This window comes from Achromobacter sp. (assembly GCF_057314935.1).
In genome coordinates this window covers 98,304-107,297 of the sequence record NZ_DBHKZA010000003.1, presented here as the reverse complement: position 1 = coordinate 107,297, position 8,994 = coordinate 98,304, and the positions used below count along the sequence as shown (strand labels likewise).

Annotated in this window: 9 protein-coding genes and 2 tRNA genes; 5 read left to right on the top strand and 6 right to left on the bottom strand. The window is 66.5% G+C overall.

Annotation, left to right across the window (positions count from 1 at the left end):
- Nucleotide 1 precedes the first annotated feature (1 nt).
- Together ACO6D5_RS02005 and ACO6D5_RS02000 are read right to left on the bottom strand one after the other, a co-directional pair.
- Nucleotides 2-77 (bottom strand) — tRNA-Phe (locus ACO6D5_RS02005).
- A 97-nt stretch (nucleotides 78-174) separates the two neighbouring features.
- A tRNA-Phe gene (locus tag ACO6D5_RS02000) sits at nucleotides 175-250 on the bottom strand.
- A 272-nt stretch (nucleotides 251-522) separates the two neighbouring features.
- Between ACO6D5_RS02000 and hemA the strand changes: the two genes are divergently transcribed.
- From hemA to ACO6D5_RS01975, 5 genes are all read left to right on the top strand, one after another.
- Nucleotides 523-1,797, top strand: a complete 1,275-nt coding sequence (gene hemA / locus ACO6D5_RS01995) for a glutamyl-tRNA reductase (protein ID WP_006227134.1) — start codon at nucleotides 523-525, stop codon at nucleotides 1,795-1,797.
- Between the two features lie 84 nt (nucleotides 1,798-1,881).
- Nucleotides 1,882-2,964: a peptide chain release factor 1 gene (prfA, locus tag ACO6D5_RS01990; protein WP_088588880.1), complete on the top strand. Its 1,083-nt coding sequence runs from the start codon at nucleotides 1,882-1,884 to the stop codon at nucleotides 2,962-2,964.
- A gap of 10 nt (nucleotides 2,965-2,974) precedes the next feature.
- On the top strand, nucleotides 2,975-3,808 hold the full coding sequence (gene prmC / locus ACO6D5_RS01985; RefSeq protein ID WP_485824496.1) for a peptide chain release factor N(5)-glutamine methyltransferase: 834 nt from the start codon (nucleotides 2,975-2,977) through the stop codon (nucleotides 3,806-3,808).
- A 132-nt stretch (nucleotides 3,809-3,940) separates the two neighbouring features.
- Nucleotides 3,941-4,267: a Grx4 family monothiol glutaredoxin gene (gene grxD, locus ACO6D5_RS01980; protein WP_006227137.1), complete on the top strand. Its 327-nt coding sequence runs from the start codon at nucleotides 3,941-3,943 to the stop codon at nucleotides 4,265-4,267.
- A gap of 7 nt (nucleotides 4,268-4,274) precedes the next feature.
- The gene (locus ACO6D5_RS01975; protein WP_485824495.1) at nucleotides 4,275-4,838 is read left to right on the top strand and encodes a UbiX family flavin prenyltransferase; all 564 of its coding nucleotides are present in this window, start codon (nucleotides 4,275-4,277) and stop codon (nucleotides 4,836-4,838) included.
- Nucleotides 4,839-4,863: 25 nt separating this feature from the next.
- Here the strand turns inward: ACO6D5_RS01975 and ACO6D5_RS01970 are convergent, their stop codons facing one another.
- From ACO6D5_RS01970 to ACO6D5_RS01955, 4 genes are read right to left on the bottom strand one after another with little or no spacing between them, the layout of a single operon-like run.
- Nucleotides 4,864-5,679, bottom strand: coding sequence for an SDR family NAD(P)-dependent oxidoreductase (locus tag ACO6D5_RS01970; protein ID WP_485824494.1), 816 nt, complete (start codon nucleotides 5,677-5,679; stop codon nucleotides 4,864-4,866).
- Nucleotides 5,676-6,467 carry a citryl-CoA lyase gene (locus ACO6D5_RS01965; RefSeq protein WP_485824493.1) on the bottom strand — a complete coding sequence of 264 codons (792 nt, stop codon included), beginning with the start codon at nucleotides 6,465-6,467 and terminating at the stop codon, nucleotides 5,676-5,678. Before ACO6D5_RS01965 ends, ACO6D5_RS01970 begins: the two co-directional genes overlap by 4 nt.
- A complete protein-coding gene (locus tag ACO6D5_RS01960) occupies nucleotides 6,464-7,972 on the bottom strand; it encodes a class I adenylate-forming enzyme family protein (RefSeq protein ID WP_485824492.1) in 1,509 nt (502 codons plus the stop codon). The genes ACO6D5_RS01965 and ACO6D5_RS01960 overlap by 4 nt, the downstream gene beginning before the upstream one ends.
- A gap of 17 nt (nucleotides 7,973-7,989) precedes the next feature.
- On the bottom strand, nucleotides 7,990-8,979 hold the full coding sequence (locus tag ACO6D5_RS01955) for a Bug family tripartite tricarboxylate transporter substrate binding protein (protein WP_485824491.1): 990 nt from the start codon (nucleotides 8,977-8,979) through the stop codon (nucleotides 7,990-7,992).
- Between the last annotated feature and the right edge of the window lie 15 nt (nucleotides 8,980-8,994).

The window sequence follows — 8,994 nt, the reverse complement described above, 5'->3', positions numbered from 1 at the left end:
TTGGTGGCCTGGGGCGGAATCGAACCACCGACACAAGGATTTTCAATCCTCTGCTCTACCGACTGAGCTACCAGGCCAACACGTACGCTTTGCAAAAAGCCCAGCGCGGGGCTGGGCTTTTTTTGGGATTCGGTATCGGTCGCCTAGGGGCAACCGCAATCCCAATAATTCTTTTGGTGGCCTGGGGCGGAATCGAACCACCGACACAAGGATTTTCAATCCTCTGCTCTACCGACTGAGCTACCAGGCCAACGAAGTCCGCAACTATACACAATTTTTTTGGCCTGTGCCAGTCGAGCGGCAAAAATCCCGATATTTTCTTGCCCGGTTGTCCGTGCCAAGTGTTGGGAGAATGGCACGCAAGGGTGCGACGCAGGGTCGCGGCAGGGGGGCGGATTGGCCTGGGGATAACCCGCAGGGGTATAATCTTCAACGGTCTGCTGTTACGGCTTGGGGAACTTTCCGCAGTATCGTCCCCACACCTGACGCATTGTTCTTGGTGGCAGTTCTTCACGCTTACTCATGTCGGTAGCTGTCCTCGCCTTCGGTCTGAATCACACGTCCGCGCCGGTTTCGGTTCGCGAACGCGTGTCCATGCCCGTCGATCTGGTCAAGCCCGCGCTGGAAGGCCTGCGTTCGGCGTTTGGCGGTTCTGTCCGCGAAGCCGCCATCCTGTCCACCTGTAACCGCACCGAAATCTACTGCGCCGCTGACGGCCACGTTGCCGATCAGTTGCCCGCCTGGCTGGCAGAACACAACCGCCTGGACGCCGGCACGCTGCGCCCGCACCTGTACCGCCATCATCAAGACGACGCCGTCCGCCACGCCTTCCGCGTGGCCAGCGGCCTGGATTCCATGGTCCTGGGCGAAACCCAGATCGTGGGCCAGATGAAGGATGCCGTGCGCGCCGCTGGCGAAGCCGGATCGCTGGGCACCTTGCTGCACCAGATGTTCCAGCGCACCTTCTCGGTCGCCAAGGAAGTGCGGTCGCAAACCGCCATCGGCGCGCAGTCCGTGTCCATGGCCGCCGCCGCCGTCCGCCTGGCCGAGCGCGTGTTCGGCAATCTGGACCAGGCCCGCACGCTGTTCATCGGCGCGGGCGAAATGATCGAATTGTGCGCCACGCACTTTGCCGCGCAACGTCCGCGCAGCATGGTCGTGGCCAACCGCACGGCCGAACGCGCCGAAATCCTGGCCAATCGTTTTTCCGCCAGCACCATGAAGCTGTCGGACCTGACCGACCGCCTCTCGGAATTCGACGTCATCGTGTCCTGTACGGCAAGCTCCCTGCCCATCCTCGGGTTGGGGATGGTGGAGCGGGCTACGCGCCTGCGCCGCCACCGCCCGATGGTCATGATCGACCTGGCCGTGCCGCGCGACATCGAACCCGAAGTCGGCCGCCTGGACGACGTCTACCTGTACTCGGTGGACGACCTGGGCCGCCTGGTGCAGACCGGCACCGATGCACGCCGCGCCGCCGTCGTGCAGGCCGAAGCCATCATCGAAACCCGCGTCCAGGGCTTCATGCACTGGATGCAGTCCCGCGAAGTGGTGCCCGTCATCCGCGACCTGCACCAGGCCGCCGAAGACGTCCGCGCCGCCGAACTGGAACGCGCGCGCCGCCTGCTGGCGCGTGGCGAATCGCCCGAAGCCGTGCTGGAACAGCTGGCGCACGGCCTGACGCAAAAATACCTGCACGGCCCGCTGGCGGCGTTGAACCGCAGCGAGGGCGACGAGCGCAAGCAGCTGCTTGCGTGGATGCCGCGCCTGTTCCCCGGCCGCGACTCCCGCCGTTAGCGAATCTGTCCCACGTCCCGCCTCCTGGCGGGCGTTCGTCTTGTGGGCGCCCGCTATTCCTGTCTTCTCTTTGGTCATTCCCCCATGAAATCTTCCATGCGCAGCCGGCTGGAGCATCTGTGTCACCGCCTGACCGAGGTGGACGCGTTGCTGGCCCAACCGGAAACCGCGTCCGATATGGACCGTTTCCGCAAGCTTTCGCGCGAGCGCGCCGAACTGGAGCCCGTGGTCGAGGCGTTCACCGCCTTTGCCCGGACCGAGGAAGACCTGGCGACCGCCCAGGAAATGCTGTCGGACCCCGACATGAAGGCGATGGCGGAAGACGAGATCAAATCGGGCCGCGGCAAGCTGGAAGGCCTGGAAAGCGCGTTGCAGCTGTTGCTGCTGCCGCGCGACCCCAATGACGGCCGCAGCGTGTTCCTGGAAATCCGCGCGGGCACGGGCGGCGACGAAAGCGCGCTGTTCTCCGGCGACCTGCTGCGCATGTACACGCGGTACGCGGAAACGCGCGGCTGGCGCGTGGAACTGATGTCGGAAAGCGCATCGGAACTGGGCGGCTACAAGGAAGTGATCGCGCGCATCGACGGCGACGGCGCCTACGGGCGCCTGAAGTTCGAGTCCGGCGCGCACCGCGTGCAGCGCGTGCCCGCCACCGAGGCGCAGGGCCGCATCCACACGTCGGCCTGCACCGTGGCGATCATGGCGGAAGCCGACGCGATGTCGGAAATCGTCATCAATCCGAGCGACCTGCGCATCGACACGTTCCGCGCCAGCGGCGCGGGCGGCCAGCACATCAACAAGACCGATTCGGCTGTGCGCATCACCCACTTGCCGACGGGCCTGGTGGTGGAATGCCAGGACGACCGTTCGCAACACCGCAACAAGGACAAGGCCATGCAAGTGCTGGCCGCGCGCCTGAAAGATCAGGAAACGCGAGCACGGCAAAGCAAGGAAGCCGCCGAGCGCAAGAGCCTGATCGGCACGGGCGACCGTTCCGAGCGCATCCGCACCTATAACTTCCCCCAGGGCCGCGTGACGGACCACCGCATCAACCTGACGCTGTACAAGCTGCAGCAGATCATGGAAGGCGATCTGGAAGAACTGACCGGCGCGCTGATCGCCGAACACCAGGCCGAGCAGCTGGCGGCGCTGGGCGACGACATCTGAGGCGCGCGCCATGACGACGCCCCAGTTGAACAGCTTGCTGGCCGACACCCGGCTGCCGCGCCTGGAAGTGCGCATGCTGCTGGAGCACGTGCTGGGCAAGCCGCGCGCGTGGCTGCTGGCGCATGACACCGATCCGCTGGAGCCCGAGGTGGCGGCCGCTTACGAGGCGTTGCTGGCGCGGCGCCGGGCCGGCGAGCCCATGGCCTATCTGCTGGGCCACCGCGAGTTCATGGGGCACCGGTTCCGCGTGACGCCCGACGTGCTGATTCCGCGCCCCGACACCGAAGTGCTGGTGGAGACCGCGCTGGAATGCGTGGCCGGGGTGGCGGGCCCCGCCGTGCTGGACCTGGGCACGGGTAGCGGCGCGATTGCGATCTCGATCGCGCTGGCCCGCCGCGATGCGCGGGTGATGGCCTCGGACGTCAGCGCCGCCGCGCTAGCGGTGGCCGCCGGCAACGCCTGGGAGCTGACCGCGTCGGTGCGCTTCGTGGAAGGCAGCTGGTACGGGGCCGTGCCCGCGGGCGAAGGCTTCGATCTGATCGTGTCGAATCCGCCTTACGTGGCCAGCGACGATCCGCACCTGGACCAGGGCGACGTGCGTTTCGAGCCGCGGGGGGCGCTGACCGATGGCGCTGGCGGCCTGGAAGACCTGGGCCGTATCGTCGCCGGGGCCGGCCGGCACCTGAAGCCGGGCGGCGCGCTGTGGATGGAGCATGGCTGGGACCAGGCGCAGGCGGTGCGCGACCTGCTCGCCGCCGCCGGCTTTGAAGACGTGCACAGCCGCCAGGACCTGGCGGGAATCGAACGCATTTCTGGCGGACGCTGGCGGGCCGCCGGGCGCTGACCCGGGCCGCTTGTTACAGATTCTGCCCCTGAATTCCCGGCATAGGCCGGCGCCGCATCCGGGTAATCCGGGCGGTTTCTCCGGCTGTACCTATAATTGGCGTATTCCGTTATGCCTGTCCAAGAGACCACCATGAGCGACGTTCAAGAATTCATCCGCGAAACCGTGACCCAGCACCCCGTCGTGCTGTTCATGAAGGGCACCGCCCAATTCCCGCAATGCGGCTTTTCCGGCAAGGCCATCCAGATCCTGAAGGGCTGTGGCGTGAAGAAGCTGGTGACCGTCAACGTGCTGGAAGACGACGAAGTCCGCCAGGGCATCAAGGAATTCTCCAGCTGGCCCACCATCCCGCAGCTGTACGTGGCGGGCGAGTTCATCGGCGGCTCGGACATCATGAACGAGATGAACGAATCCGGCGAACTGAAGACGCTGCTGGAGCAATCCGGCGCCACGGCCTAAGCCGCCCATGCGGCGACTGGTCATCGGCATCACGGGCGCCACCGGCGCGCTCTACGCGGTGCGCATGCTGCAAGCGCTGCGCGGCGTGGACGATGTCGAGACGCATCTGGTGGTGTCCGCCTCCGGCGTGCTGAACATCAAGCATGAGCTCGATGTCAGCCGCCACGACATCTATGCGCTGGCCGATCACGTGCACTCCGTGCGCGACGTGGGCGCCACGCTGGCCAGCGGCGCGTTCCAGACGGCGGGCATGGTGATCGTGCCGTGCTCGATGCGCACGCTGGCGGCCGTAGCCCACGGCCTGTCCGACAACCTCATCACCCGCGCCGCCGACGTCACCTTGAAGGAACGCCGGCGCCTGGTGCTGATGGTGCGCGAAACGCCCTTCAATCTGGCGCACCTGCGCAACATGACGGCCGTGACGGAAATGGGCGGCATCGTGTTTCCGCCGCTGCCGGCCTTCTATCACCGGCCGGCCTCCATCGAAGAGATGGTGGACCACACGGTGGCGCGCGTGCTTGAACTGTTCGACATCGTCGTGCCCGGCCCGCACTGGGATGGCATGAAATAAGGCCTTGCCCGGGGCTTTGCTGCCTTCAGGCGTATTTCCCGGTCAGCCCACCGTCCACGAGTAATTCGGTGCCGGTGATGTAGGAGGCGTCGTCCGACGCCAGGAACGCCACCGCTTTTGCGACCTCCCAAGGCGTTCCCATCCGGCCCATCGGCACCTGCTTGTCGCGCGCGGCCAGCGCGGCTTGAAGATCGTCCGGGTCGAACATGCGCGCCACGTTTTGCGCCACGCGCGGCGTATCGATCAAGCCGGGAATGACGGTGTTCACGCGGATGCCGTCGGCGGCGTATTGCTGCGCCGCCATACGCGCGAAATGGATCACGGCGGCCTTGCTGACGCTGTACGCCAGATGCGGATAACCGGTGTACCGGATGCCGGCGATCGACGACACCGCAACGATCGCGCCGCCGCCCTGTGCGCGCATCAAGGGCGCCAGCAGGCGCGTGGCGATGAGCAGGCTGGTCACGTTCACTTGCTGGATACGATCCCAGTCTTCCAGCGAGATCTCTTCCGGCCCGCCCACTTTGCCGATGCCAGCGTTGGCCTGAAGGATGTCGATGCGTCCGTAGCGGCGCAGCACGGCGTCCACCGCCGCCTGCATGGCGTCCGGGTCGGCCACGTCCGCCTGCACCGGCAGTGCGCTGCCGCCGGCCAGTTCCACTTCATGCGCGGCGTCTTCCGCCGCGGCCAGATTGGCGTCCAGTGCCACGATGGCCGCGCCTTGACGCGCCAGCGTCACGCAGCTGGCCTTGCCTATGCTCCAGCCGGCGGCCGATGCGCCGGCCCCGGCCACCAGCGCGATCTTGCCCGCCAGGCGCGTGTCGACGCCGGCCGCTGTCATGCGGATTCTCCGCCGTCTTGCTGATGCGTCTTGCCTTGGCCCACGTAGGGGATGGCGTGGTCGATGGTTTCCCAGATGTAGCGGCCCGACGGGCTTTGCTGTTCTTCCGCCACGTGCGACACCAGGCCGGCCGCGCGCGAGATCACGGCAAATCCGCGCATCAGCTCGGTAGGCACGCCGATCTCGCTGAGCAACGCAGCGACCGCGCCGGTCGCGTTGATGGTGATGTGTTTGCCATAGGTCTCGTCGATCGCCGCGGCCAGCAGGCGCAGCGCCTTCACCGACGTGCCGTCCAGGTCCGGTTCGGCCTCGGCCAGCGCCAGCAGTTTGATCGCGCGCGGATCGTCGGGCTTGTGCAGGTGGTGGCCGAAGCCGGGCAGCGCGCGACGCTGTTCACGGAACTCGCGTGCGATGGCCAGCGCTTCAGTCTTGCCGTCCGCAGCCTGCTTGATGCGGTCCAGCAGGCGCGAGCAGTTCTCCATGGTGCCGACGAATTGGCTGCCCACTGCCATCAGGCCGGAGGCGACCGCGCCCTGCAGGTTTTCGGGCGCGCTCATGTAGATCAGGCGCGTGGCGATGGCGCTCGGCGTCATGCCGTGCTCCATCAGCGTCACCAGCACGGCATCGACGATGCGCATGTCTACCGGACGCGCGTTGCGGCCCAGGATCTGCATGATCATGACTTCGGTGAAGGTCTTTTTGCCGATCAGGTCTTCAACGAGGTCGACGTCGCGGTATGACATCCCGGTCAGGTGATGGGCGCAGAGGCGGGTTTCGGGCGTGCTCATGGTGTCTCCTTTTGCGCGGCGTCGCGCACGGCGTTCTTCAACACCTTGCCGACGCTGGAGCGCGGCAGGCTGTCATGGATATGGAATTGCTTGGGCGTGGCCACCGGGCCCAGCAGGGCGCGCACGTGGGCCTTGAGGACGTCGGCGTCCGCCTGCGCGCCGGGGTGGAACTGCACGGCGGCGTGGACGGCTTCGCCCCACTTGTCGTCGGGCAGGCCGAAGACCGAGCATTCGTACACCGCGGGGTGTGAGGAAAGCGCGTTCTCGACGTCAACGGGATAGACGTTGAACCCCCCCGTGATGATGACGTCGCGCAGGCGGTCCTTCAGGAACAGGTAGCCGCGCGCATCGATCAGGCCGGTGTCGCCCGTATGCAGCCAGCCGTCGATCAGCGTTTCGGCGGTCTTTTCCGGAAGGCGCCAGTATCCCGTCATCGTCAGGTCGCCCTGCACCACGACTTCGCCGATTTCGCCGTGTGGCAACAGCGCACCGTCGGGCCCCATGATGGCCACATCCGACAGCCAGGTCGAGCGGCCGACCGAAGCGCGATTCTGCGGCGTATCGAGATCTGCGGGCCGCAGCACGGTGGCGATCTGCGGCGCTTCGGTCTGCCCATAGGTGGTGCCCAGCACGGGGCCGAAGAAGTCGCGCGCGCGGTCGATTTTTTCGGGCGGCATCGGCGCGCCGCCATAGATCAGATTGCGAAGCTTGGGAAAGTCAGCGCGCGAGACGCCTTCCTGCGCCATGATCATGTAGATCAGGGTGGGCGGCATGAAACTCAGCGTGCCGCCGCGCTCGCGGAATGCCGCCGTGATCATGGCGGGATTGACGGCGTCCAGCAGCAGGTGCGCGCCGCCGCAGGCCAGCACGGGTAGCAGGTACGTGCCCGTGCCGTGCGTGATGGGGGCGGATACCACGTAGCGGTCGTCACAGGTCAGCGCCCAGCTGGCGATCTGGTTGATGATGCCGGCGTTCCAGGCGCGGTAGGGTTGCATCACGCCTTTGGGCAGGCCGGTGGTGCCGCCGGTGAATTTGATGGCTTGCGTGGCGTCGCGGGACAGCGCGTGGCGCACGGGCTCGCAGCCGGCGTGTTGCGACAGCAGGGTGTCCAGGCGCAAACCTTCTTCCTGGTCTCCCTCCAGGTTGATCCGCGCGCTGCCCGATGGCGGCGCCAAGGGCGCCCCGGCGCGATCGACGATGACGATGGAAGGATCGGTGGCGTCCAGGATGCGACCGATCTCCCGCGCGGTGCTGCGGTAGTTGAGCGGCACCCAGACCTTGCCGCTGGCCAGCACGGCCAGCAGCGCCAGGATGTGCCGCGCCGAGTTGCCAGCGCAGATGGCCACCCGGGTCTGCGGCTCGGGGTCCAGGGCTTGCAGCGCGGCGGCCAACGCACGCGTGTCGGCCGCCAGCCGCACATACGTGACGGCGCCTTCGGGGCCGTCGAGCGCGATGCGTTCGGGATACTGCTGGGCCGCGCGGAAAAAGAAATCGATCGGGTACACCCTGTGCTCCTTGAAACCTAGTTGGCCTTGATGTCGGCGCGTTTGACCACGGCGCCCCATTTGCCGATCTCGCTGTCGATCTTTCTGGCGAAGGTGTCGGGCGTATTGGGTGTGGCGGGGGCGTAGAAGCCGGACTGCTGATAGGACGCCTGCAGGGCCGGGCTGGCCAGCGCCTGGTTCAGCGCTTCGTTCAAGCGCGCAATGACCGGCGCGGGTGTGCCGGCGGGCGCGACCAGGCCGAACCACGATTCCACGTCGAAGCCCGGCAGTCCGGATTCGGCCAGGGTGGGCACGTCGGGCGTGGAGGGCAGCCGTTGGGGCGAGGTGACGCCGATGGCGCGCAGCTTGCCGGCCTGCACGTGCGGCAGCGACGAGGGCAGGTTGTCGAACATGGAATCCACCTGGCCGCCCAGCAGGTCGGCCACAGCGGGGCCGCTGCCCCGGTACGGCACATGCAGGATGTCGGTGCCCGTCTCCATCTTGAATAATTCGCACGACAAATGGATGGACGAGCCGCTGCCGGAGGACGCGCACGTCAGTTTGCCGGGATTTTTCTTGGCGTACGCGATGTATTCCTGCACGGTCTTGACTGGGACCTTGGGGTTGACGACCAGAATGTTGGGAATGGTCGCCACCAGACCGACGGGCGTGAAGTCCTTGATGAAGTCGTAGTTCAGCTGACTGTAGAGCGTGCGGTTGATCGTGTTGGCGATGGAGCCCATGTATAGCGTGTAGCCGTCGGGCGCTGCGCGCGACACGATTTCCGCACCGATGTTGCTGTTGGCGCCCGTTTTGTTTTCCACCACAAAGGTCTGGCCCAGCGCTTCCGACAGCGACTTGGCCATCAGGCGCGCGACGATGTCGGTGGCCCCGCCCGCCGCGTAACCTACGACAAGGGTCACGGGCCGTTCAGGGTAGGGCTTGGCCGCAAGGGCAGGGGTGTTGACGGTCAGCGCGCCGCCCAGGGCCGCCGCCAAGGCGGCCAGCCGCCTGGTGAGTGTCTTCATGGTTGTCTCCGTCCT

Excerpts from the sequence above, each read along its gene's own strand:
- grxD (WP_006227137.1), top strand. The coding sequence starts at position 3,941 with ATGAGCGACGTTCAAGAATTCATCCGCGAAACCGTGACCCAGCACCCC.
- prmC (WP_485824496.1), top strand. The coding sequence starts at position 2,975 with ATGACGACGCCCCAGTTGAACAGCTTGCTGGCCGACACCCGGCTGCCG.
- ACO6D5_RS01970 (WP_485824494.1), bottom strand. The coding sequence starts at position 5,679 with ATGACAGCGGCCGGCGTCGACACGCGCCTGGCGGGCAAGATCGCGCTG.
- hemA (WP_006227134.1), top strand. The coding sequence starts at position 523 with ATGTCGGTAGCTGTCCTCGCCTTCGGTCTGAATCACACGTCCGCGCCG.
- prfA (WP_088588880.1), top strand. The coding sequence starts at position 1,882 with ATGAAATCTTCCATGCGCAGCCGGCTGGAGCATCTGTGTCACCGCCTG.
- ACO6D5_RS01975 (WP_485824495.1), top strand. The coding sequence starts at position 4,275 with ATGCGGCGACTGGTCATCGGCATCACGGGCGCCACCGGCGCGCTCTAC.
- ACO6D5_RS01955 (WP_485824491.1), bottom strand. The coding sequence starts at position 8,979 with ATGAAGACACTCACCAGGCGGCTGGCCGCCTTGGCGGCGGCCCTGGGC.
- ACO6D5_RS01965 (WP_485824493.1), bottom strand. The coding sequence starts at position 6,467 with ATGAGCACGCCCGAAACCCGCCTCTGCGCCCATCACCTGACCGGGATG.